27 protein-coding genes are annotated in these 23,383 nt (G+C 61.5%); 12 read left to right on the top strand and 15 right to left on the bottom strand.

The features are described 5' to 3' along the window. Positions 1–76: 76 nt before the first annotated feature. The 5 genes from GIV26_RS19290 to GIV26_RS19270 form a co-directional block, all read right to left on the bottom strand. The gene (locus GIV26_RS19290; protein ID WP_014720136.1) at positions 77–775 is read right to left on the bottom strand and encodes an OmpW/AlkL family protein; all 699 of its coding nucleotides are present in this window, start codon (positions 773–775) and stop codon (positions 77–79) included. A 139-nt stretch (positions 776–914) separates the two neighbouring features. Next, positions 915–1,436 carry a DUF3299 domain-containing protein gene (locus tag GIV26_RS19285; RefSeq protein WP_200583388.1) on the bottom strand — a complete coding sequence of 174 codons (522 nt, stop codon included), beginning with the start codon at positions 1,434–1,436 and terminating at the stop codon, positions 915–917. Positions 1,437–1,447: 11 nt separating this feature from the next. After that, positions 1,448–2,713 (bottom strand): ABC transporter permease, encoded by a 1,266-nt coding sequence (locus tag GIV26_RS19280; protein ID WP_054896941.1) that lies wholly within the window; start codon positions 2,711–2,713, stop codon positions 1,448–1,450. Between the two features lies 1 nt (position 2,714). Next, positions 2,715–3,425 (bottom strand): ABC transporter ATP-binding protein, encoded by a 711-nt coding sequence (locus GIV26_RS19275; protein WP_236281901.1) that lies wholly within the window; start codon positions 3,423–3,425, stop codon positions 2,715–2,717. Positions 3,426–3,573: 148 nt separating this feature from the next. After that, positions 3,574–4,173: a DUF2796 domain-containing protein gene (locus tag GIV26_RS19270; protein WP_054896939.1), complete on the bottom strand. Its 600-nt coding sequence runs from the start codon at positions 4,171–4,173 to the stop codon at positions 3,574–3,576. A 129-nt stretch (positions 4,174–4,302) separates the two neighbouring features. Between GIV26_RS19270 and GIV26_RS19265 the strand changes: the two genes are divergently transcribed. Further along, on the top strand, positions 4,303–4,647 hold the full coding sequence (locus GIV26_RS19265) for a hypothetical protein (RefSeq protein ID WP_054896938.1): 345 nt from the start codon (positions 4,303–4,305) through the stop codon (positions 4,645–4,647). Positions 4,648–4,750: 103 nt separating this feature from the next. Here GIV26_RS19265 and trxA read toward each other — a convergent pair whose 3' ends face one another. From trxA to GIV26_RS19250, 3 genes are all read right to left on the bottom strand, one after another. Then, a complete protein-coding gene (gene trxA / locus GIV26_RS19260) occupies positions 4,751–5,623 on the bottom strand; it encodes a thioredoxin (protein WP_236281899.1) in 873 nt (290 codons plus the stop codon). Between the two features lie 317 nt (positions 5,624–5,940). Further along, positions 5,941–6,597, bottom strand: a complete 657-nt coding sequence (locus tag GIV26_RS19255; protein ID WP_236281897.1) for a class I SAM-dependent methyltransferase — start codon at positions 6,595–6,597, stop codon at positions 5,941–5,943. After that, entirely contained in the window at positions 6,594–7,049 is a 456-nt protein-coding gene (locus GIV26_RS19250) for a YbaY family lipoprotein (protein ID WP_003194586.1), read from the bottom strand. Before GIV26_RS19250 ends, GIV26_RS19255 begins: the two co-directional genes overlap by 4 nt. Positions 7,050–7,188: 139 nt before the next feature. On the opposite strand from GIV26_RS19250, the gene nrdR reads away from it, so the two are divergent. From nrdR to GIV26_RS19195, 11 genes are all read left to right on the top strand, one after another. Then, on the top strand, positions 7,189–7,653 hold the full coding sequence (gene nrdR / locus GIV26_RS19245; RefSeq protein WP_019818855.1) for a transcriptional regulator NrdR: 465 nt from the start codon (positions 7,189–7,191) through the stop codon (positions 7,651–7,653). Further along, positions 7,650–8,777, top strand: coding sequence for a bifunctional diaminohydroxyphosphoribosylaminopyrimidine deaminase/5-amino-6-(5-phosphoribosylamino)uracil reductase RibD (gene ribD / locus GIV26_RS19240; RefSeq protein ID WP_019818853.1), 1,128 nt, complete (start codon positions 7,650–7,652; stop codon positions 8,775–8,777). The genes nrdR and ribD overlap by 4 nt, the downstream gene beginning before the upstream one ends. 49 nt (positions 8,778–8,826) lie before the next feature. Beyond that, entirely contained in the window at positions 8,827–9,489 is a 663-nt protein-coding gene (locus GIV26_RS19235; RefSeq protein ID WP_014720128.1) for a riboflavin synthase, read from the top strand. Positions 9,490–9,504: 15 nt separating this feature from the next. Beyond that, positions 9,505–10,596: a bifunctional 3,4-dihydroxy-2-butanone-4-phosphate synthase/GTP cyclohydrolase II gene (ribBA, locus tag GIV26_RS19230; RefSeq protein ID WP_003194579.1), complete on the top strand. Its 1,092-nt coding sequence runs from the start codon at positions 9,505–9,507 to the stop codon at positions 10,594–10,596. 88 nt (positions 10,597–10,684) lie between these two features. Continuing rightward, positions 10,685–11,161 (top strand): 6,7-dimethyl-8-ribityllumazine synthase, encoded by a 477-nt coding sequence (ribH, locus tag GIV26_RS19225; RefSeq protein ID WP_003194576.1) that lies wholly within the window; start codon positions 10,685–10,687, stop codon positions 11,159–11,161. After that, positions 11,158–11,658 (top strand): transcription antitermination factor NusB, encoded by a 501-nt coding sequence (gene nusB / locus GIV26_RS19220; RefSeq protein WP_014720126.1) that lies wholly within the window; start codon positions 11,158–11,160, stop codon positions 11,656–11,658. Before ribH ends, nusB begins: the two co-directional genes overlap by 4 nt. A gap of 18 nt (positions 11,659–11,676) precedes the next feature. After that, on the top strand, positions 11,677–12,642 hold the full coding sequence (gene thiL / locus GIV26_RS19215; RefSeq protein ID WP_236281895.1) for a thiamine-phosphate kinase: 966 nt from the start codon (positions 11,677–11,679) through the stop codon (positions 12,640–12,642). 54 nt (positions 12,643–12,696) lie between these two features. After that, on the top strand, positions 12,697–13,419 hold the full coding sequence (locus GIV26_RS19210) for a substrate-binding periplasmic protein (protein WP_236281894.1): 723 nt from the start codon (positions 12,697–12,699) through the stop codon (positions 13,417–13,419). A 129-nt stretch (positions 13,420–13,548) separates the two neighbouring features. Continuing rightward, on the top strand, positions 13,549–14,166 hold the full coding sequence (gene ribA / locus GIV26_RS19205) for a GTP cyclohydrolase II (RefSeq protein ID WP_005791841.1): 618 nt from the start codon (positions 13,549–13,551) through the stop codon (positions 14,164–14,166). Then, positions 14,163–14,582, top strand: a complete 420-nt coding sequence (locus GIV26_RS19200) for an MFS transporter (protein WP_236281892.1) — start codon at positions 14,163–14,165, stop codon at positions 14,580–14,582. The genes ribA and GIV26_RS19200 overlap by 4 nt, the downstream gene beginning before the upstream one ends. Then, entirely contained in the window at positions 14,579–15,364 is a 786-nt protein-coding gene (locus GIV26_RS19195; RefSeq protein WP_236281890.1) for a cobalamin-binding protein, read from the top strand. Before GIV26_RS19200 ends, GIV26_RS19195 begins: the two co-directional genes overlap by 4 nt. A gap of 90 nt (positions 15,365–15,454) precedes the next feature. Here the strand turns inward: GIV26_RS19195 and GIV26_RS19190 are convergent, their stop codons facing one another. The 7 genes from GIV26_RS19190 to GIV26_RS19160 form a co-directional block, all read right to left on the bottom strand. Further along, positions 15,455–17,329 carry a TonB-dependent receptor domain-containing protein gene (locus GIV26_RS19190; protein WP_236281888.1) on the bottom strand — a complete coding sequence of 625 codons (1,875 nt, stop codon included), beginning with the start codon at positions 17,327–17,329 and terminating at the stop codon, positions 15,455–15,457. 137 nt (positions 17,330–17,466) lie between these two features. Beyond that, positions 17,467–19,365 carry a 1-deoxy-D-xylulose-5-phosphate synthase gene (gene dxs, locus GIV26_RS19185; protein ID WP_057975577.1) on the bottom strand — a complete coding sequence of 633 codons (1,899 nt, stop codon included), beginning with the start codon at positions 19,363–19,365 and terminating at the stop codon, positions 17,467–17,469. Positions 19,366–19,475: 110 nt separating this feature from the next. Beyond that, the gene (gene ispA / locus GIV26_RS19180; RefSeq protein ID WP_236281886.1) at positions 19,476–20,363 is read right to left on the bottom strand and encodes a (2E,6E)-farnesyl diphosphate synthase; all 888 of its coding nucleotides are present in this window, start codon (positions 20,361–20,363) and stop codon (positions 19,476–19,478) included. Next, positions 20,360–20,602: an exodeoxyribonuclease VII small subunit gene (locus GIV26_RS19175; protein ID WP_003194556.1), complete on the bottom strand. Its 243-nt coding sequence runs from the start codon at positions 20,600–20,602 to the stop codon at positions 20,360–20,362. The genes ispA and GIV26_RS19175 overlap by 4 nt, the downstream gene beginning before the upstream one ends. A gap of 73 nt (positions 20,603–20,675) precedes the next feature. Then, positions 20,676–21,815, bottom strand: coding sequence for a Fic family protein (locus GIV26_RS19170; RefSeq protein ID WP_200647568.1), 1,140 nt, complete (start codon positions 21,813–21,815; stop codon positions 20,676–20,678). A gap of 137 nt (positions 21,816–21,952) precedes the next feature. Beyond that, positions 21,953–22,366 carry a hypothetical protein gene (locus GIV26_RS19165; RefSeq protein ID WP_236281884.1) on the bottom strand — a complete coding sequence of 138 codons (414 nt, stop codon included), beginning with the start codon at positions 22,364–22,366 and terminating at the stop codon, positions 21,953–21,955. After that, a partial coding sequence (locus GIV26_RS19160; RefSeq protein WP_236281882.1) for an RHS repeat domain-containing protein occupies positions 22,323–23,383 on the bottom strand: 1,061 nt, incomplete at its 5' end. The genes GIV26_RS19160 and GIV26_RS19165, both read right to left, overlap by 44 nt.

The following is a 23,383-nucleotide window of genomic DNA, read 5'->3' as shown; positions in this document are numbered from 1 at the left end:
GTCTGCATCGCGGGCAAGCCCGGCTCCCACATAAGCCCCCTCCCACATGGGTTATGCGGTGTGGCTTAAACCGAACTCAGAACTTGTAGCCGATACCCACCATGTAAACCATCGGGTCTACATCCACATTGACCTTGGCCCGAGTGCCCTGGCCCAGCGCGTTGTTATCCACAGTCGCTTTGGTGCTGATGTCGATGTAGCGCGCCTGGGCGTTGATCATCCACTTGTCGTTGATCATGTAGTCGGCGCCGATCTGTGCAGCCCAGCCCCAGGAGTTCTCGGCCTTGAAGTTGCTGAAACCAGCCTGTTCGGCGCGGCTGCCCACGTGCTCGTCGTAGATCCAGGTGTAGTTGATACCGGCGCCCACATACGGTTGGAACGCGGATTTGTGATCCAGCGGGTAGTACACGACGCTCAAGGTCGGCGGCAGGTGCTTCAGCGTGCCGAGCTTGCCATTGGCGGCGCCCAGGGCGGTGTTCTTGATCTTCACGTCATGCTCGAACGGCGTGGCCGCGAGCAATTCGATGCCGACGTGGTCGGTGATCATGTAGGCGAAGTTCAAGCCCAGTTGGGTGTCGCTGCTCATGGTCGCCTTGCCGCCCAGATTGGTGCCGGCCAATGGGCCCTGGTCAACCTTGACGCTGCTGCTGTCGGCCTTCGGGTTCACGGTAATTGCACCGGCGCGAACCAGAATATCGCCCGCCTGGTGAGCGTGAGCGACGGGGGCGACGAGGGCGAGCGCGAAGAGGGACGCGCCGAGCAGAGACTTGTTCATGGGAGCTCCAAAGGACGTTTAAAAGTTGTACGTCCAATGGTAAAGATCGTTCCGTACGGTCTTTTGACTCAGCTCAATGAAAGGGTGATCAGTCACTTGCGCCACTGATCTAAACCTGTGGGAGCTTCGGTGTGTGGAGTTATTCCTCAAGCTCGTACATGTAAATCTTCTGTGCATCCATCTGGTAGCCAGCGTCCGCCAATTCGCTGGACGATGGCTTGACCTGCATCGCGCCCTCGATCCAGTACGGTTGATACAGCTCATCGAGCTTCACCCCGACTTCACTTTTCACATGCACGATCTGGTTCGATGGCGGTGGCGGCACATGGATGCATGCGCCGAAATACGGCACCAGCAGAAACTCCGTGGTGCGGCCTTCTTCGCTGACTTCCAGGGGCACGATATACCCCGGCAGGCGAATGTGCTGGCCGTCCAGGCTCTGTACCACCGGCGCGTTGGGCATGTCTTGCCTGGCTGCGGGCGCGGCTTCGACGGACAAGGCATCGGCCATGTTCGACAGGTCGTGCAGCGGCTTCATATTGGGCACTTCAGGTGGCGCATCCGGCGGGATCATCTCCTGCCAGGACAGATCCTTGGGCTGTTCCTGCGCCCAGGCAGGCACGGCTATCAACAACAACAGGGCAAACAGGGCACGACGCATCGAAGCCTTCCTCATAAACGGATGGACAGGCCATCGGCCAAAGATTGGCGGTAGGCGCGCCACGCGGGCACGCTGCCCATCAACAGGGCGGCTGCCAGGATACCGGCGAGCAACGTCCATTCATATTCGCTCGGCCACGACATCGGCAGGTCCAGACCGTAGTTGGCCTGCAAATAACCCCGCGAGGCGGCGATGCACAGGTACAGCAACCCCAGTCCCGCCACCACTCCAGACAAGGCCAAGGCGAAGGCTTCGAAGATCAGCAGCGTTGCGATGTGCCAAGGCCGCGCGCCCACCGACCGCAGGATCGCCATCTCGCGGCGGCGCTCGTTAAGGCTGGTGAGGATCGCCGTGAGCATGCCGATCAAACCGGTCAGTACTACGAACAGCGAGATCACAAACAAGGCTTTTTCGGCAGTGCCCATCATGCTCCAGAGTTCTTGCAGCGCGACACCGGGCAGGATCGCCAGCATTGGCTCGCCACGGAATTCATTGATCTCCCGTTGCAAGGCGAAGGTGGAAATCTTGTTGTTCAGGCCGAGCATGAACGCGGTAATGGCCTGCGGCGTCAGGTCCATATTGCGCGCCTGGTCAGCACTGATGCGGCCTTTGCCCTGAGCCGGCACACCGTTGTGCCAGTCGATATGGATCGCTTCCATGCCGCCGAGGCTGATATGCAGCGTGCGGTCCACCGGCGTGCCGGTGCGCTTGAGAATACCGACCACCGTGAACGGCTTGTCGTCATGCTTGACCAGGCTGACCACCGCCACGCCGTGGGCCAGCACCAGCTTGTCGCCGAGTTTGTAATGCAGCGCGTCGGCCACTTCGGCGCCGAGCACCACCTCGAACGGGTCGGTGGCGAAGGCGCGGCCGCTGGCCAGCTCGAGGTTTTGCTTGCGCCCGTACTGGTAGTGCTCGAAGTAGGATTCGTTGGTGCCCATCACCCGGTAGCCGCGATGGGAGTCGCCGAGGGAGATCGGGATCGCCCATTTCACTTGAGGGTTGGCGGCGAAGTGCTCGTAGCTGTCCCAACGGATGTTGTTGGTGGCGTTGCCAATGCGGAACACCGAATACAGCAGCAGGTTGACCGAGCCGGAACGAGCGCCGACGATCAGGTCGGTGCCGCTGATGGTGCTGGCGAAACTGTTGCGCGCCTCGACGCGCACACGCTCCACCGCGAGCAGCAAGCAGACGGAAAGCGCGATGGCAAACGCGGTGAGGATCGCGGTAAAGCGGCGGTTAGCCAGGCTGGCCATGGCTAGACGGAACAGATACATCTCAAACCTCCGCGGGCATGGCGGCGCGATTGAGTTCGGCCAGCGACAGGTTGCGGTCGAACAGCGACGCCAGGCTCTGGTCATGGCTGACAAACAACAGGCTGGCGCCCGCTTCGCGGCATTCTGCGAACAGCAACTGCAGGAAGGCTTCGCGGGCGTCGTAGTCCAGGGCCGAGGTGGGTTCGTCGGCAATCACCAGTTCCGGTTGTCCGATCAGCGCTCGGGCAGCGGCCACCCTTTGTTGCTGGCCAATGGACAGCGAATCGGCGCGGCGTTCCAGCAGGCTCGGGTCCTTCAAACCCAAGTGCGCTAGCAAGGCCGCGGCGGCCTGGTCGACACTGCCGTGGCGCTGTTTGGCCCGTTGTGCGCGAAGCTTGGAAAAGTGGCAAGGCAGCTCGACGTTTTCGCGTACCGACAGAAACGGCAGCAAGTTGAACTGCTGGAAGATATAACCGGTGTGGTCCACACGGAAACGGTCACGAGCGCCGGCCGAGAGTTCGGTCAACTCCTGGCCGAGCAGGCGGATGCTGCCCTGGCTGGGTTTCTGCACGCCTCCCAACAGCCCGAGCAGAGTGGTCTTGCCACTGCCGCTCGGGCCCTTGAGGAACACGGTTTCCCCGGGTTCCAGGCTGAACGCGGGAATGTCCAGCAACTGCGGGTGACCGGGCCAGTTGAAGCCCAGGTCGGACAGTTCGATTAACGCTTGAGTCATGGGAAGTCAGTGTCGCCTGGTAGTCGAAAATGGCGCCGATCCACTGTGGGAGCTGGCTTGCCCGCGATGGCATCGCTACGGTGTGCCTGCTGCACCGCATCGCCTGTATCGCAGGCAAGCCAGCTCCCACAGGGACTGTGCTTTCAAGTCAGAACTTCAGGGTGGCGGCGGTGGCCGTCGCTTCAACACCTTGCTGACCGCTAGGGCCGATCAGTTGTACCTGAATTTTCTGCGTGGCGGGGAAGGTCTTGAACACTTGGCTCAAGTCCAGGTTGCCCAGGGCCGCCGGCGTGGCGCAGGTGAACTGGTAATGGGCGTGGATTTCACTGTGGTCGTGATCATGCTTGTGGGCGGCTGCGCCCTTGCCATCGGTGGCGTGGTCATCGTCGTCATGCTCGGCTTCTGGTTTGTCACCGAACAACGGGCTGTTGAGTTCCTGGCTGCTGACCACGCAACCTGCGGCCTTGGGCAGGTTGAACAGTGCCGATGGATTTTCCAGCTGCTTGCGTACGGCGGCGACCTTGGCTTTGTCGGCGGCGCTGGTGGCGGCATGTTCGAAACCCACCAGGTTCATGGCCGGGCTGTCCAGTTCCAGCTCCAGGGCCTGGCCGTCCAGTACGGCATTCAGGCGCCCGACGCCATGTTCATGGGCGCCGAGGCTGCCGTGCTCGTGGTCGTGGTCTTCGTGAGCATGAGCGACAGCCAGTGGCAGCAGGGCAAACGGCAAAGCAAGCAGCAAACGGCGCATGAGAGGGCTCCAGGATGAAAGTTTTGTTATGTGATCTTATAACAATTGATCCGAGAGTTTGACCGCCCGCTTGGTGTTGCGCAAGCTGCATGGGAGCATGCCCGTCAGAAAAATGCAGGAGTAAGGACGATGTTGCGAATTCGTGGAACCATCGGTGAGTTGCCGGTGGACTTGACCCTGGAGCTGGACGACGGCGATTGGGCGCGATTAGGCGCTCAACTGCAGGCCGCTCCAACGCCCAGCGCACCGGCTGCGGCGCCGGTCAAACAGAACGAAGACCTGTGGCAGAACGCCCAGGATTTGCTACGCAAGGCCGGGCAACTCAATGGCCTGGAATTGCTCGACCAACTCGAAGGCTTGGCTGGCGATGCCGGGGCGGGCAAGCGCCTGTTGGTGCGTCTGCGCCACAGCGCGAACGTGAAGGTGGCCAGCGGCGGCGACACACCGCTCTACACATGGATTGGCCCTTTGTAGGAGCGAGCTCGCTCGCGAAAAAACCTCAGGCTCCGCGTTCATTCAGGATGCCCGCGTTATCGTTGTCGTTTTTCGCGAGCAAGCTCGCTCCTACAAGGTTGGGTTAATACAACGCGGCAAACAACTTGCGGCGATATACCGTGACCAGCGGGTGATCATTGCCCAGCAATTCGAACACTTGCAGCAAGGTCTTGTGGGGCAGGCCTTCGCTGTAGCTGCGATTGCGGATAAACAACTTGAGCAAACCTTCCAGTGCCGCATCGTATTGCTGGCGCGCCAGTTGCTGGATCGCCAACTGATAGGCCGCTTCGTCATCCTGCGGGTTTTGCGCCAGGCGGCTTTTCAGCTCGGCAGCGTCCGGCAAATCCGCAGCCTGGCGAAGGAAGGTGATTTGCGCCTTGGCCCCGGCCAGGGCGGCCTTGTGGTCGTCGCTCTTGACCGCGTCGAGCAAGGCCTGGGCTTCACCCAATTCACCGCGTTCGGCCAGGCAGCGTGCATACAGGATCAGAGCGGCGGCGTTGGTATTGTCCTCGCCCAACAATTGCATCAGCAACGCTTCGGCCTCGCTGATACGCCCTTCGCTGAACAGCGCCTGAGCCTGCTCCAACGGATCCGCCGCAGCCGGCGGTGGCATTTGCACATGGGGCTCCAGCATCGCCCGCACTGCCGACTCCGGCTGTGCACCGGCAAAACCGTCCACCGGTTGGCCATCCTTGAACAGCACCACCGTCGGCAGGCTTTGAATGCCAAAACGCGCCACGATGTCCTGTTCGGCTTCGCAGTCGATCTTGGCCAGCAGCAACTCACCCTGATAACTCTCGGCAATCTTCGCCAGCATTGGCATCAGTGCTTTGCAGGGGGCGCACCACTCGGCCCAGAAATCGACCAATACGGGCTTTTCAAAGGAGTTCTGGATAACGGCCTGGTCGAAGTTGGCGGTGGTGACGTCGAAGATGTACGGCGTGGGCTCACTCATGGGGCGTCTCGAATAAAGCGGGAATGGGGCAACTATAAGGGCTGGCGAGGTTGGCTGAAAGCATCCTGGATTCAAGACCGCTATCGCAGGCAAACCAGCTCTCACCTTTGAAATGCATTCCCCTGTGGGAGCGGGCTTGCCCCATCGCAGTCAGTTAAGCGGCCATCGCCTACTGTAGGAGCGAGCTTGCTCGCGAAAATCGTCAACGATAACGCGTGCTTGCTGAATGAACGCGGCGCCTGTGAGTTTTTCGCGAGCAAGCTCGCTCCTACAAAAAAACCTTAACTGACTGGCATTGGGGCTTGCCCGCGATGGCCTCAAGCGCGCCGCGAATGGTACAGGCTCACCTTGCGAAACTCCCAAGGCTCGGCCAGGTCCGGCAGGGTCAAACCCTCGAGGATCTCCAACCGCTGATAATCCGGATGCTGGAAGTCCCGTACCCGTGAATCCGCCACCAGCGCTTCGCGGCCGCGGGTCAGGAACTGATCCAGCAACGGCAGGTTGGCGCGGTCGTAGAGTACGTCGGCCACCAGGATCAGGTCGAAGCGGTCGGCTTCGGCAAAAAAGTCTGCCGAATAACTCAGCGCCACCTGGTTGAGTTCGGCATTCGCACGGCAAGCGGCCAAGGCCAGTGGGTCCAGGTCGCAGGCCACCACCTCCAGGGCCCCAGCCTTGACGGCGGCGATCCCGGCTACGCCCGAACCTGCGCCGAAATCCAGCACGCGTTTGCCGGCGACCCACTCAGGATGCGCTGCCAGGTAGCGGGCCAACGCCAGGCCGCTGGCCCAGCAAAAGCTCCAGTAGGGCGGCTCATGCAGGATGCGCCGGGTTTCTTCCTGGCTGAAGGCGCGGTCCATGTTGTCGGCGTCGAGCAGCCACAGCGATAATTCGGTGCCCGGCAGTGGGCAGGGCACTAATTGCGCGTCGCCGATCAGTTCGCTCAAGGCACGCTGCAGGTGCAGCGGTGGTGTCATGGTGCCTTGACGAGTTGCAAGGGGCCGGTGCTCTGGGTGATCGCCTGGGTGACGCGCACGGCAGGCAGATGCAGGATCAACTGGCCGGACTGGCTGGCGCGGCCGCGCAATTCCACGCGGGCACCGGCCGGGAAGGCTTCAGGGTTGAAGCGCAGGCGGAAGGCCAGGGGCTTGCCGTTGCCGCTCAGTACGCTGCTGGCGAGCAGTTGCTGCGGGCGCGAACGGTCGTCGATCACCAAGAGCGCCATCTCGACTTCGGCACCGGCGGGCACGTTGGTCAGGCTGCCGCTGATTTCGCGCTGATAGGCGGGCAGGGGGCCGAGGTCTTCAATGCCCGGGACTTTTTTCTCTTGCGCCGGTGTTGGTTGAGGCGCGGCCGGCTTGGGGGCTTCGCTGCTGCAGGCGACCAGAAAACTGAACAGGCTGAGTAGAACGAGTGGTCGTAACTGCATGTACGGCTCCAGAAAGGACAAAATCCGTGGCTTAAAAATATGAAACATATAAGCCTGCCTATATACCGTAAAGGCTATGGCTTGTCTTGCCACAGGGATGCGCTACCATGGCCCTCCCATTTTTTGTTGCCTGCCAACCATGCACTGTCCCTTCTGCGGTGCCAACGACACCAAGGTCATCGACTCGCGTCTGGTCGCCGAGGGCGACCAAGTGCGTCGCCGGCGCGAATGCCTGGCCTGTGGTGAACGTTTCACCACCTTCGAAACCGCCGAACTGGTGTTGCCGCGTCTGATCAAGTCCGACGGCAGCCGCCAGCCTTTCGACGAAGAAAAACTGCGCGCCGGTATGCAGCGCGCCCTGGAAAAACGCCCGGTGAGTGTTGAGCGCCTGGAAGCGGCGCTGGTGCATATCAAGCACAAGCTGCGGGCGACCGGCGAGCGCGAGGTCAAGAGCCTGGTGGTCGGCGAGTTGGTGATGGGCGAGCTGCAAAAGCTCGACGAAGTCGCCTATATCCGTTTTGCCTCGGTGTATCGACGCTTCCAGGACCTCAATGAGTTCCGCGAAGAGATCGACCGCCTGGCCCGTGAGCCCTCCAAACAATGACATCTGAACAGGCTGTGCTTGACGCCCATTACATGGCCCGTGCCCTCGAATTGGCGCGCAAGGGCCTGTACACCACCCACCCCAACCCGCGGGTCGGCTGCGTGATAGTGCGTGATGGGCAGATTGTCGGCGAAGGCTGGCATGAGCGCACCGGCGAGCCCCATGCCGAGCCCAATGCTCTGCGCGCCGCTGGCGACAAGGCCCGTGGCGCGACGGTGTACGTGACCCTTGAACCGTGCAGCCATCATGGCCGTACGCCGCCCTGTGCCGATGCGCTGGTGACCGCCGGCGTCGCGCGGGTGGTGGCCGGCATGCAGGACCCGAACCCCGAAGTGGCTGGCCGAGGCATGCAACGCCTGGCCCAGGCCGGTATCGAGGTGCGTAGCGGTGTGCTGGAAACCGAAGCGCGGGCGCTTAACCCTGGCTTCCTCAAGCGCATGGAGCACGGTCTGCCGTTTGTGCGGGTCAAGCTGGCGATGAGCCTGGACGGCCGCACGGCGATGGCCAGCGGCGAAAGCCAATGGATCACCGGCCCCGCCGCCCGTGCTGCGGTGCAACGCTTGCGTGCCGAGGCCAGTGTGGTGTTGACCGGTGCCGACACGGTACTGGCCGACGGTGCCCGCTTGACCGTACGCGCCGCCGAACTGGGCCTGGACGACGCAACCACCGCCCTGGCCATGTCGCGCCCGCCGTTGCGCGTGCTGATCGATGGCCGCCTGCGGGTGCCGCTCAACGCGCCGTTCTTCAAGGCCGGCCCGGCATTGGTCATCACCTGCGTGACTCCGGAAAACCAGTTCCCCCGCGGCCCTGAGTGCCTTGTGGTTCCAGGTGTGGAGGGCCAGGTTGACCTGCGCTCGGCATTGGTCGCCCTGGCTGCTCGTGGCGTCAACGATGTGTTGGTGGAAGCCGGCCCAAGCCTGGCCGGCGCGTTTGCCCAACAAGGCCTGGTGGATGAATACGTGATATTCATCGCCGGCAAGTTCCTCGGCTCCGCTGCCCGCCCGTTGCTGGACTGGCCGCTTGATAAGTTGGCCGATGCTCCCCAACTCAAGATCACCGAAATGCGCGCTGTGGGCGACGACTGGCGAGTCACTGCCATCCCCGTCCCAGCAGTGAGCGTATAATTCCCGGCCTGCGCTTGAGCGTCAGCCCCCTCGTTTTCAGGAGAACGAAATGTTCACCGGCATTATCGAATCCATCGGCAGCATCCGTGCAATGACCCCCAAAGGCGGGGATGTCCGCCTGCTGGTTGAAACCGGCAAGCTGGACCTCGGCGACGTCAAGCTGGGCGACAGCATCGCCGTCAGCGGCGTGTGCCTGACCGTCATCGAACTGCCGGGCAACGGCTTTGCTGCCGACGTCAGCCGGGAAACCCTGGACTGCACCGCGATGAACGATCTTGCGGCCGGCAGCCCGGTCAACCTGGAAAAAGCCCTGACGCCCACCACGCGCCTGGGCGGTCACCTGGTCAGCGGCCACGTCGACGGTGTCGGCGAAGTGGTGGCCCGCAGCGAGAACGCCCGCGCGGTGGAATTCCGCATCCGCGCGCCCAAAGAGCTGGCCAAGTACATCGCCCACAAAGGCTCGATCACCGTCGATGGCACCAGCCTGACCGTGAACGCGGTGAATGGCGCCGAATTTGAACTGACCATCATTCCCCACACCCTCAGCGAAACCATCATGGCCTCGTACCAGCCGGGTCGCCGGGTGAACCTGGAAGTGGACTTGCTTGCCCGTTACCTGGAGCGCCTGTTGCTGGGCGAAAAGGCCGCAGAGCCTGCATCAGGCAACATCACCGAAAGTTTTCTGGCCGCTAACGGCTACCTGAAATCCTGACCAAGGGGGTGCCGCGTGGCGCTCAATAGCATCGAAGAACTGGTTGAAGACATCCGCCAAGGCAAGATGGTCATCCTTATGGATGACGAAGATCGCGAGAACGAAGGCGATATCATCATGGCCGCCGAAGCGTGCAAGCCCGAGCACATCAACTTCATGGCCAAGCACGCCCGGGGGCTGATCTGCATGCCCATGAGCCGTGAACGCTGCGAATTGCTCAAGCTGCCCTTGATGGCGCCGCGCAATGGCTCGGGTTTCGGCACCAAGTTCACCGTATCGATTGAAGCCACCACGGGCGTCACTACTGGCATTTCCGCCGCTGACCGCGCCCGCACCGTGCAAGCTGCGGCGGCGAAAGACGCCAAGGCTGAAGACATCGTCAGCCCCGGCCATATCTTCCCGCTGATGGCCCAACCGGGCGGTACCCTGGCCCGTGCCGGCCACACCGAAGCCGCGTGCGACCTGGCGCGCATGGCCGGTTTCGAGCCAAGCGGGGTGATCTGCGAAGTGATGAACGACGATGGCACCATGGCCCGTCGTACTGAACTCGAAGCCTTTGCCGCAGAGCACAACCTCAAGATCGGCACCATCGCCGACCTGATTCACTACCGGATGATCCACGAACGTACCGTTCAGCGGATTGCCGAGCAGCCACTGGACAGCGAGCTGGGCCAATTCAATTTGGTGACCTACCGTGATTCAGTGGAAGGCGACGTGCATATGGCCCTGACCCTGGGCAACATTTGCGCAGAAGAACCGACCCTGGTACGCGTACACAACATGGACCCACTGCGTGACCTGTTGATGGTCAAGCAGCCCGGTCGCTGGAGCCTGCGCGCCGCCATGGCTGCGGTTTCCGAGGCCGGCAGCGGTGTGGTGCTGTTGCTCGGTCACCCGCTCGATGGTGATGTGCTGCTGGCGCACATCCGCGAAACCGCCGACGCCGTGCCGGTGAAAAAACCGACCACCTACAGCATCGTCGGTGCCGGTTCGCAGATCCTGCGCGACCTGGGCGTGCGCAAAATGCGCCTGATGAGCGCACCGATGAAATTTAATGCGATATCCGGATTCGACCTGGAAGTTGTAGAATACGTGCCCTCCGAATAAAGGCCGGCGATTCTTGCCCCTTGTTCGCGGTTAAATCATCACTGAGGGACGCACTTTTCGCGTCCCGGCTCTTTAAGAGATTTGTCGAATGACCCTGAAGACCATCGAAGGTACCTTCATCGCCCCCAAAGGCCGCTATGCCCTGGTGGTTGGCCGCTTCAACAGCTTCGTGGTTGAGAGCCTGGTAAGCGGTGCGGTTGACGCCCTGGTTCGCCACGGTGTGAGCGAGAGCGATATCACCCTTATCCGCGCGCCTGGCGCCTTCGAAATTCCACTGGTTGCGCAAAAAGTTGCTCAGCAGGGTGAATACGCGGCGATCATCGCCCTGGGCGCGGTCATTCGTGGCGGTACCCCGCACTTCGAATACGTGGCCGGCGAATGCACCAAGGGCCTGGCCCAGGTGTCCATGGAATTCGGCGTGCCAGTCGCTTTCGGCGTACTGACCGTTGATTCCATCGAGCAAGCCATCGAGCGTTCCGGCACCAAAGCCGGTAACAAAGGCGCTGAAGCTGCCTTGTCCGCCCTGGAAATGGTCAGCCTGCTGTCGCAGTTGGAGGCCAAGTGATTTCCGACGAAAGCGATCAGTTCAACCCTCAGGACCCGCGTCCTGCCGATGCCGGCAAACCGTCCAAGAGCGAGAAGCGTCGCAAGGCGCGTCAACTTGCGACCCAGGCGCTGTACCAGCGTCACCTGGCAGGCGCTTCGCTGAACGAAATCGAGGCACAGTTTCGCGTCGATAACGATTTCACCTTCGCCGACCAGAGCTACTTCCACGACATCCTGCACGGCGTGCATGCCAACCTGACCGAGATCGACACAGCCCTGGCGCCATGCCTGGACCTGACCATCGAAGAACTCGACCCGGTTGAGCTGTGCGTGATGCGCCTGTCCACCTGGGAGCTGCTCAAGCGCGTCGACGTGCCGTACCGCGTCGTGATCAACGAAGGCATCGAACTGGCGAAAGTCTACGGTTCGACCGACGGCCACAAGTTCGTCAACGGCGTGCTCGACAAGCTGGCCCCACGCCTGCGTGAAGCCGAAGTGAAGGAACACAAGCGCTAATCTGCGCTTGATTCCTCAATGGGTGAGTTTGAGCTGATCCGCACATACTTCGCCGCCGCGCCTTGTGCGCAAGGCGGCGAAGGCATTGCCCTGGGGATCGGCGACGACTGCGCCTTGCTGGCGCTTCCCGCCGGGGAGCAACTGGCAGTCTCCACCGATACGCTGGTGGCTGGCGTGCATTTTGCCGACCCCTGTGACCCGTTCCTGCTCGGCCAGCGCTCGCTGGCCGTGGCGGTGAGCGACCTGGCCGCCATGGGCGCCCACCCCCTCGCCTTTACCCTTGCCCTGACCACGCCGAGCGTCGAAGCCGATTGGCTGCAACGCTATGCCCAAGGCTTGAGCGCCATGGCGCAAAGCTGCGGCGTAGGCTTGGTGGGCGGTGACACCACCCGTGGGCCGCTGAGCCTGACCCTGACCGTGTTCGGCCGTGTGCCAGCTGGCCAGGCCTTGACGCGCAGCGGTGCACAGCCGGGTGATTTGCTGTGTGTGGGCGGCGAGTTGGGCAATGCCGCTGGCGCCTTGCCGCTGGTATTGGGGCAACGCACGGCTGACGCAGCAATCGCCGAGCCGCTGTTGGCGCATTACTGGTCGCCGCAACCGCAGCTGGCCTTGGGGCTGGCGCTGCGGGGCAAGGCGACAGCGGCGATGGATATCTCCGATGGGCTGTTGGCTGACTGTGGGCATATCGCCAAGGCGTCAGCGGTGCGCCTGGTGGTTGAGCGCCAGCGGTTGCCGTTGTCCGAGGCGTTGCTGGCGTTTGTTGGTGAAGACCAGGCTCACGTGGCGGCGTTGAGTGGGGGCGACGACTATGTGCTGGCGTTCACCTTGCCACCGTCCGAGTTAGCGCCGTTGCAGGCGGATGGCTGGCCGGTGCATGTGGTCGGCCGGGTCGAAGCCGGGCAGGGCGTAACGCTGCTCGACGTCCACGGCCAGGACATCACCCCGGCTGTGCGCGGCTACCAGCATTTTCGCCAGACGCCCTAAGCCGGCGGTCTGCGCTACCCTTTATACGATTATCCCGAGTAAGAGGCCGTGACTATGGCTGCACGCCGCTGGCTGCTGATCGTGCTGTGTACCTTCGTTTCCCTGGCCCAGGCGGACACTCCCGTGCCCGGCAAAATCGTGCTGGCCAGTGAAGAGTGGAACGACTACACCAACAAAGATGGTAGCGGCCTGGCCTGGGACCTGCTGCGCCGCGTCTTCGAGCCAGCAGGCATTACCCTGGAAACTCGCAGCGTGCCCTATACCCGATCGGTCGGCCTGGCCCAGCGTGGTGAGGCGGATGGTTGTGTCGGCACCTACCGCGATGAGGTCAGCGCAGTGCTGTACCCGCGCTGGAACTTCGACGCCGATCATGTCTACGCTCTCGGGCTGGCAACTTCACCCACGCCGACGTTGGCGACCCTGGGCAACTACCGCCTGGCCTGGGTGCGCGGCTATAAATACGAGGAATACCTGCCCACCGTGCGCCGCTTCAACCAGATCGAGCGGCGCAGCGGCATTCTGCCAATGCTGCAACACGGCCGTGCCGATTTTTATATCGACGCCCTCACCGAAGCCAAATACGTGCTCAGCCAGGCGCAAGACCCGGCGCTGTTCAAACTCACCCATATCGCTGAGCTGCCGCTCTACGTAGGCTTTGCCGACACCGAGCGCGGCAGGGCATTGATGGCCGTGTATGACCAGCGTTTGGGTATCCTGGTCCAGACCGGTGAGTTGAAAGCGATATTCGAACGCTGGAAACAGCCGTATCCGTTCTGACGCCCATAGAACTGACTCAAAGGCCAATCGAACCTATTGATCTTTATCAGCGATAATTCAGCTTAAGCGTCTGTAGGAACGTGCTGTTACAATGCCCGCCTCTGTGAAATCTGAAATCAGGAGCACACGGTGCCCGTCGTTTTCGTCGCCGCTTCCAAGCTGCCTACCCCTTTTGCCACGTTCACCATGAACGGCTTTCTTGAAGAAGCCACCGGGCGCGAGCACGTTGTGCTCAGCCTCGGCGACATCACCGATGGCGCGCCGGTGCTGGGGCGTGTGCATTCCGAGTGCCTGACCGGCGATGCGCTGTTCAGCCAGCGCTGTGACTGCGGCTCGCAACTGGAGGCCGCACTGCAAGCCATCGCCCGTGAAGGGCGTGGCGTGTTGCTGTACTTGCGCCAGGAAGGCCGGGGCATTGGCCTGTTGAACAAGATTCGTGCCTACGAGCTGCAAGACGGCGGCGCCGACACCGTCGAGGCCAACGAGCGCCTGGGCTTTGCTGCCGACCAGCGCGACTACGCCATCTGCCTGCCGATGCTCGAGCACCTGGGGGTCAAATCCCTGCGCCTGATGACCAACAACCCCCGAAAGGTCAAAGCCTTGACCGAGATGGGCATCACCGTGGCCGAGCGCGTACCACTGCACACCGGGCATAACCCGCACAACAAACTCTACCTGGCCACCAAAGCCAGCAAGCTCGATCACATGATGGGCAACGAGCACCAGGGCGAGGTCGACCGCGCGTGACCCGTGGCCAGGTGAAACGGCGACTGTCCTTCAACTGGTGGCAGTACCTGGCCCTGGCGTTGCTGCCGTTGTTCGTGATCAACCTGCTGTTTGGCCGGGCTGAATCCTTGTTGCCCGTCTTGGCCATGCCGTTCTTCATCGCCGGCATGGCCTCGATGTTTCTCAGCCTGCGTTATTTTCACGCCTACAAACACGCGCTGATCGCCACCTCCAAAGCCCTTGATACTGCTGAAGAGCCCGCAGCCTGGATCACCCTGGCGGCGCGTCGGCGCACGGCGTTGCTGGTTGCAGCGTTACCGGCCTGGATTGGCGCGCTGGCGGTATTCGTCGGCCTGGAGGCGGTGCCGCTGTTTCTGTTGGCGCTGTCGACGCTGGTGTTGTTCTATCTCTATCGCATACCGCGCCAGCTGGGATGAAGCGCTATTGGCTGGCGCTGCTGCTGGTATTCAGTGCCCAGGGCTGGCCGGTCGAGCGGGTTGTCAGCCTGGCGCCGTCACTGTCTGAAATCGTGCTTGAACTGGGGGCCGAGGACTTGCTGGTCGGCGTGCTTGACGGTGGTGACCGCCCGGCGGCGTTGGCGACGGTGCCTTCGGTCGGGAATTACGGCCAGTTGGACATGGAGCGCCTGCTCAGCCTCAAGCCCGACTTGATTCTGCTGTGGCCTAGCAGCGTTGGCCCGGCCCAGCGTGAGCAGCTCCAGCGGTTGAATATCCCGGTGTACGTCGCCGAACCCCACAGCCTTGAACAACTGACCACTCAGGTGCAGGCCATTGCCGAGCAATTAGGCCGAGCTGAGGCGGGGCGCCAGCGTGCCGCACAATTACGCCAGCGCTTGGCCGAGTTGCGCCAGCGCTACCAGCGGGCCGAGCCGCTGCGTGTGTTCTACCAAGTGTGGAACCAGCCGCTGTACACCGTGGGCGGTGGGCAGATCATCAGCGATGCCCTCAGTGTGTGCGGGGCGCGCAATGTGTTTGATGACCTGAAGTTGCCGGCGCCGCAGGTGAATATCGAATCGGTGCTGGCGCGAGACCCCGAGGTGATCCTGGTGGGGGATCAGGCTCAGAAGGAGGCCTGGAAGGCATGGCCGGCGATGGCTGCTCGGGTGCGGTTGGTGCCGGACAAGGGCCTGGAGCGGCCCAGCGGGCAGATGTTGGAGGCGGTGGGGCGGTTGTGCCAGGTGATTGCGCCGAACTTGTGACAACGCTATCGCAGGCAAGCCAGCTCCCACTGGGGAATGCATTTCAATTGTGGGAGCTGGCTTGCCTGCGATGACGCCGGATCAGGCTACTTAGATCTCAGGTGTCCACGTCACCCCAACCATCCACACCCGACCTTCTTCACGATAATTCTGGCTTTCCCCGAGGTAGCTGTACTTCGCCCGTGCGTAAGACTTGTCCAGCACGTTATCCACCTTCAACGACAACGACACCTCCCGGTTCAACGCCCAACTACTGCGCAGCCCCAACAAGGCATAACCGCCCAGACGGTTGCGGTTGGCTTCATCGTCGTAGCTGCTGCTGATCGCTTGCCAGCTGGCGCCGAGACCGAGTTGATCAAATTGCCGGTCCAGATCCAGGTTCACCGTTCGCCGGGCGCGACGTGCCAGGGTGTGGCCGTTGTCACGGTCACGCGGGTCGATAAGCGACAGGCCCAGGTTGCCCTGCCAGCCAAACAGTTCCTGCTTGAGCGCCGCTTCAAAGCCGTTGATCCGCGCCGACGCCACGTTTTGCGGCTTGCCAGCGTCAAGGATAATCGCGTCGCTCAGGTCGGTGCGATACAGCGAGGCTTCCAGGCGCGTGCTGTCGCTCAGTTGGCTGCGCCATTGCAGCTCGTAGCTCTTTGATGTCTCGGGCTGCAGGTTGGGGTTGCTGTACTGGGTGTCGGGGTAATAGAGGTCGTTGAAGGTCGGCGCGCGAAAGCCTTCGCTGTAGCTCAAGAGCAGGTCATTGTCAGGGTTGACCGGCAAGGTCAGGGTGCCGCTCCAACTGTTCTGGCCGCCGAACTGCTGGTTCTGGTCGCGGCGCAGGCCCAGCTCGGTGGAAAACCACTGGCTATGGAAGCGATGCTGCACGAACGCTGCCCGGTTCCAGCGGCTGTTCTCGGTAAAGGTGGTAGAACCGTGGAAACGATCTTCGTACCAGTCGCCGCCGACGATCAGGCTGTTTTGCTCATCCAGGGTCAGGTCGTTCTGCCAATTGACCGAGTCGCGGTAGGTGTTGAATGCACTGTAATCATCGCTGAGGGTATCGCGCTTGGTGTCGCGGTTTTCACTGTGGCCCAGCTCCAGGCGCGACTGCCAGCTGTCATTGAGCTTGGCATCAAGATAGCCGCTGGCGCTGCTCACGGTGTAGTCGGTGTAGGGTTTCTGGCCCAGGCTCTGCCCGGTGGCGCCGTCGTAGCGGCCATAACTGTTGTCGTACTCCGACTTGCCACGGTTATCCCACAGGTTGAAGCCCGCCTCCAGCTCATCGCTGAACGAATGGCTGAGGTTCAGGCTGATGGACTGGTTGCGGTACGCATCATGGTCGCCGTCACTGGGAAACGACGCGTGGCTCGCGTTGATACCGGCGGTTTCATCCAGGCTCGCGCCCAGGTTGAAACGCGTGTGTTCATCGCCGCCCGACAGGCCCAAGCTGCGCTCCCAGGTCTGGTTGCTGCCAAAGCCCAGTTTCAAGCGCGGCTGCAAGCCTTGCTCGGCATTGCGCCGGGTAAACACCTGAATCACCCCGCCAATCGCATCGCTGCCGTAAATCACCGAACGTGAACCGCGCAGCACTTCCACCCGTTCAATCTGATCGACGTTGAGGTATTGCAAGCCGCTGTCGCCGGAGGTGGTGTTGGCGATGCGTTGGCCGTCCACCAGCACCAGGCTCTGCGCCGACTTGGTGCCGCGAATGAAAATCCCCGGCAAACTGCCACGCCCACCGGTTGGCGCAACTTGCACGCCCGGCACGCGGCTGAGCAGGTCGGTGACACTGGTGGGCTGAAGGCGGTCGATGTCGGCGCGGGTGAATACGGTGTTGGCGGCGCTGCTGTCATTACGCGCCTGGACTTGGCGGTTGGCGCTGATGACCACGTCGGAGAGCTTCAGGGCCTGGTCGCGGGTGTCGGCGAGCAGGTCAGCGCAGGGTAGCAGCAGCAGGGCAAGGCACAGGCGTTTCATGGGCTGTCCATAGCATTCGAAGGTCATGCAAAACCACTGTGGGAGCTGGCTTGCCTGCGATAGCGGTGTATCTGACACATTGTTAGCGAATGTGCCGCCGTCATCGCAGGCAAGCCAGCTCCCACATTTGGGGCAGATTACAGATTCAGTAGCGCCAGGCGCTCGCGAACGGACGCCTCGATACCCGCCTCATCCAACCCGCATTCAGCCAGCATCTGCGCCGGCTTGGCGTGCTCAACGTATACATCCGGCAAGCCCAGGTGCAGCACCGACTTGAGGATATTCTCCCGCGCCAGGAACTCGCTGACCGCCGCACCGGCGCCGCCCATGATGGCGTTCTCTTCGACGGTCACCAGCAGCTCATGGCCAGCGGCGATCTCGCGCACCAACGCGTCATCCAGTGGCTTGACGAACCGCATGTCGACCACGGTAGCGTCGATCTTCTCAGCGACTTTCAAGGCTTCGGCCAGTTGTACGCCAAACACCAGGAATGCAGTTTTGCTGCCTTGGCGACGCACGATGCCTTTACCGATTTCAATCGGCTCCAGGTCTTTTTCGATCACGGCGTTCGGGCCGGTGCCGCGCGGGTACCGCACAGCGGCCGGGCCGTTGTACAGGTGGCCGGTGCTGAGCATCTTGCGCAGTTCGTTCTCGTCGCTCGGAGTCATCACCAGCATGCCGGGGATGCAGCGCAGGTACGAGAGATCGAAACTGCCGGCATGGGTCGGGCCGTCTTCGCCTACCAGGCCGGCGCGATCGATGGCGAACAGCACATCGAGGTTCTGCACCGCCACATCGTGAACCAGCTGGTCATAACCGCGTTGCAGGAAGGTGGAGTAGATCGCCACTACTGGCTTGGCGCCTTCGCAGGCCATGCCGGCCGCGAAGGTAACGGCGTGTTGCTCGGCAATCGCCACGTCGAAGTAACGCAGCGGGAAACGCTCGCTGAACGCCACCAGATCGGAGCCTTCCTTCATCGCCGGGGTAACCCCTACCAGACGCGGGTCGGCGGCGGCCATGTCGCACAGCCATTCGCCAAACACCCCGGAATACTTCGGCCCGCTGGCCTTTTTCGGCGCGGCGGCGGGGGCATCGAGGGGTTCGAGCTTGGTGATCGCGTGGTAACCAATCGGGTCGACTTCCGCCGGAGCGAAACCTTTGCCTTTTTTGGTGACAATATGCAGGAATTGCGGGCCCTTGAGGTCGCGCATGTTGCGCAACGTGGCGATCAGGGTGGGCAGGTCGTGGCCGTCGATAGGGCCGATGTAGTTCCAGCCCAGCTCTTCGAACAGGGTGCCGGGTACCAGCATGCCCTTGGCGTATTCTTCGGTGCGACGCGCGATTTCCCACGCGCCAGGCAGGCGCGACAGCACTTTCTTGCTGCCTTCGCGCATGCTGGCGTAGGTACGGCTGGAGAGGATCTTCGCCAGGTAATTGGACAGGCCACCCACGTTGCGCGAAATCGACATGTCGTTGTCGTTGAGGATCACCAACATGTTGGCGTCCACTTCCGGCGCATGGTTCAGCGCTTCGAAGGCCATGCCTGCGGTCAGCGCGCCATCACCAATCACCGCAATCGCCTTGCGCTCACTGCCTTGCAGGCGGGCGGCAATCGCCATGCCCAGCGCTGCACTGATGGACGTGCTGGAGTGGCCGACGCCAAAGGTGTCGTACTCGCTCTCGGAACGGCGCGGGAAGGCGGCCAGGCCGTCCTTCTGGCGCAGGCTGGCCATGCGCTCGCGACGGCCGGTGAGGATTTTATGCGGATACGCCTGGTGGCCCACGTCCCACACCAGCCGGTCGTCCGGGGTGTCGAACACGTAATGCAAGGCGATGGTCAGCTCGATCACGCCCAGCCCGGCGCCAAAATGCCCACCGGTCTGGCCGACCGTGTAGAGCAATTCCAGGCGCAGCTCATCGGCCAGGGTTTCCAGCTCGGCTTCACCCAGTCGACGCAGGCCGTCCGGCGTGGCAGCACGGTCGAGCAGGGGCGTAGACGGGCGTTTGCGGGGAATCTCTTGAAACGTCGTGGGCATCAGGCGAATCGTTATAGGTATAGAAGAGGCGGCAGTTTACCTCAAGCCGTGCAAACTGCCCACGCAGAGGGCCTAACTTGGCCGATATGCGGCGCAAATGGCCGCGGCTGTCAGTGGCGACGTTCGACGATATACCGCGCCAGGTCACGCAGTGGCTCGGCCGCCGCGTCGAAAGGTCGCAGGGCATCCAGGGCCTGGTCGCGCAGCTCGACGGCATACGCCTTGGCGGCTTGCAGCCCCAGCAATGCAGGATAAGTCGGCTTGTTCCGTGCGATATCGGCGCCTTGGCGTTTGCCGAGGGTGGCGGTATCACTTTCCACGTCGAGAATATCGTCCTGCACCTGGAAGGCCAGGCCGATAGCGCGGGAGTAGGTCTGCAGGGCCGCCAATTGCTCGGCGCCGGCGCGGCCACTGGCCAGGGCGCCCAACTGCACGGCCGCCTCAATCAGCGCGCCGGTCTTGTGGCGATGCATGTGTTCCAAGGCTTTTTGATCCAGCTTGAGGCTGACCGAGCCCATGTCGATGGCTTGCCCGCCGACCATGCCAGCCGGGCCTGCGGCGTGGGCCAAGGCGGTGACCATGCGCAGGCGGATCTCGGCGTTGACGCTGCTTAGCGTCGGGTCCAGCAATGCGCTGAACGCCAGGCTCTGCAAGCCATCTCCGGCCAGAATTGCGTAGGCCTCATCGAAGGCTTTGTGGGTGGTGGGCTGGCCGCGACGCAAATCATCGTCGTCCATTGCCGGTAAGTCGTCATGCACCAGGGAATAGGCGTGGATCAACTCGACCGCACAGGCCGCACCATTCGCCTCGGCTGCCGGCGCCCCGAGAGCTTCGCAGGCGGCATAGGCCAGCAACGGGCGCACACGCTTGCCGCCATTCATCACGCTGTAGCGCATGGCCTCATAGAGGCGCGTCATTTCCGGGCTTGGCGCAACAAACAGGGGCTCCAGCGCGGCATTCACCCGGGCTTGGCTACTGGCCTGGTATGCGCTGATCATTCCGGCTGTTCCGCATCGAAAGGCTCTTCGGCCAACTCCCCGTCACGCTCCAGCAACACCTGGACCTTCTGCTCCGCCTGCGCCAACGCGCTCTGACAGTCGCGGGTCAGGCCGATGCCTTGCTCAAACGCTGTCAACGAGTCTTCCAGCGACAACTCGCCGTTCTCCAGACGCTCGACCAGGGCTTGCAGGTCGGCGAGGGATTGTTCGAAATCGAGTGCAACTTTTTTGCGGGCCATGGCGGCAATTCCGGTAGACGGTAAACCGGCGCGACACTAGCAGACATGGGGGATTGGGGCAAATGAGTGGGGGTTACTCGTAAGGGGGATTGACGTGATAACGCGTACTGCGGCCACCCCCGGGGAGGCGCACCAGGCAGTTTTTCTCCAGCAGGTCTGCCAGGTGCCGCGTCGCAGTGGCCTTGGACACTTTGGCCACCGCTTGGTATTGCGCGGCGCTGATGCCCTGTTCGAAGCCCCGCTCACCACCCTCGAGCAGGCGATTGAGTACCTTGACTTGCTCGACGCAGAGCGAGACGCCACGGTGCTGCTGCCAGAACCGGCTTTTGGCCAACACCCGGTCTATCCGTGTCATCGCCTGTTGCAGGCTGCGCAACAGGGTTTTAAGAAACCATTCCAGCCAGTCGGTGATATCCAGCGTGGCCTTTTGACTGGACTCCAAGGCGGTGTAGTAACCGGCCCGGTCCTCCAGGATGCTGGCCGACATGGCGTAAAAGCGAATGGCGTGGTGTTCGCCTTGGGCCAAGGCCAAGTCAGTGATGGCGCGCGTCAGGCGACCATTGCCGTCATCGAAAGGATGCAAGGTGATGAACCAGAAATGCGCAACACCTGCACGAACCAATGGATCCAGTTCAGGTTGATTGCGACTGGTTTCGAACCACTCCAGGAAATCCTCCACAGCGTGCTCCAGGCCGTGACGTGGCGGCGCCTCAAAATGCACGGTTGGCCGATCAAGCCTGCCCGACACCACCTGCATCGGCTCATTGCCCCTCAACGCGCCGACGCTGAGCTCGCGTGTGGCAAAGCCTGCCTCAGGCTCTGGGAACAACAAATGGTGCCAATTCATCAGGCGCGCGAGGGTGAACGGCTGCGCAAATTGCTCGGTGGCATCCATCATCAGATCGGCCAGCCCTTCACTGCGGCGGCTGACCTGGCCGTCCTTCGTGACTTCCAAACCCATTCGTCGTGCCAGGGAGGAGCGCACCGAACCAACGTTCAACTGCTCACCCTCGATGGCCGAAGAGGTCAGGATATTTTGCAGCAGGGCATCCAATTCATTCTGCGCGCTGACTGCCTGGGTGACAGAACCCAGCATGCCCAGTAGCTTGCCTTGGGCCTGCCCACACTCGCGCAGCAAGGCCGCCAGCCGCCCAGGCTGCCAGTGAAAGTGAGGCCAGTCGGTGTGTTGCCAGATCCAGTTCGGATGATCCATGGATGAGTGCCTGGGTGCGTGAGCCGAATAGAGGGTCTATTCGGCTCATTTTGTGAGCCGATTGTGCTGGGTATTCGGCTCATCGTCTAGGAGGCACCGAGCCAAAGAATTCGTTTTCATGCGGGCTCGCTTGATGATCAACGAAAGCTGACGTCGATTCTGTCGACTTTTAGTTTTATGAAATGCTCGTTATATTCAGGGTGGTCATAGTGTATATCCTCATCGTTTAATGAGGCGAAGCTGTGAAACTGTGTGTCGCATAGGTTTCCATAAAGCAGGTAGGCGTAGCCGGGTCTTATCTTTTCAATCAATGGTGCTCTCGGTTCGACCTTCTCGATCTCATAATCGTCAGATAGATTCATTGTCAGCTCGACGTTGTAGGTCTTCCCGATCTCTATGTCATATGGGCAGTAGCTGACGAAGCAATTTATGATGGTTCCTTCAATGAGCAGAGTTATGTCTTCCTCTATATGCTCATTGAGTGCTAACACCTGTGCTTTTATATAGCTATTTTCTGTATGGTCTGATGGTTTTGTCAGAGGGGTCGCCATTTATCATCCTCCAGAAGTCTTTTCCGCTTTTTGCATGCAACGTCGTAATATGACCGCTTGTATTCGTTCCCGCAAACGCAAATTTCGCTTGCCCTGTTCTATTTGTTCCCATTAGTAAAACGTATCCGGTTGTTGGGGTGTTTCTATACGAATAATGAACCGGCGTGCCTTCATTTATTACATGTTGTGCGGTGAGTAAGTATTCGTGACTGGAGCCAGCGCCGAATTCAGGTCCATGCTTCTCGTAATGCTCATTTAGTTTTGACTCGCTGGCAAATGCTGTCGGACGTTGTGTTGCAGAGGGCCTATTTGGTTCGCCTGCATTGACTTTGGCATCAATCGCGGGATCCTGAGGCTCTGTTCTAGCATTGCATCCGTTTTGCCCCGGGCAATTATTCAAGCCTAACGGGTCTGTCCATCCCGTTGGATTGAGTACGTACTGGTACCCATTGATCCCCCCCGCCAACTTCACCGGGTCCGGTGTCAGGTAACGACCAATATCCGGATTGTAGTAGCGATGGCGGTTGTAATGCAGCCCGCTTTCCGCATCGAAATACTGGCCTTGAAACCGCAGCGGATTGTCGACCTTGCCCACGTCGAGCCGGGCGATCTGGCCGTAGGCGCGGTAGTGGGCGGACCAGATGATTTCGCCTTCGGGGCTGGTCAGTTCCTGCGGGGTGCCGAGGTGGTCGAGTTGGTAGTGGTAGGGCGTGGTTTCTTTTGGGCCGAAACCTTCCAACAGGGCCAATGGGCGGAAGCTGTCGGGTTCGTAGAGATAGCTGCGATGGCGCTCTGCATGGTGTTCGGCAATCAGCTTGTCGCCTTGCCAGAAAAACTCGGTGGTTTTGTCGTCCACGGTTTTGCTGATGCGGCGTCCAAATGGGTCATAGCGATAGCTGGCGGTTTGGCCGTTGGGCGTTGTAACCCCGACCAACCGATGCTGGCAGTCGTAGCGGTACTCAGTGACGAGTTGCTGGCCCTTGCCGCGTCGTTCGCGGATGAGGTTGCCGAAGGCGT

This window comes from Pseudomonas sp. PA-1-3F (assembly GCF_021609665.1).
Lineage (GTDB): Bacteria > Pseudomonadota > Gammaproteobacteria > Pseudomonadales > Pseudomonadaceae > Aquipseudomonas > Aquipseudomonas paracarnis.
Note: the sequence above shows the minus strand (reverse complement) of the source record. Positions and strands in the feature narration are given on the sequence as shown.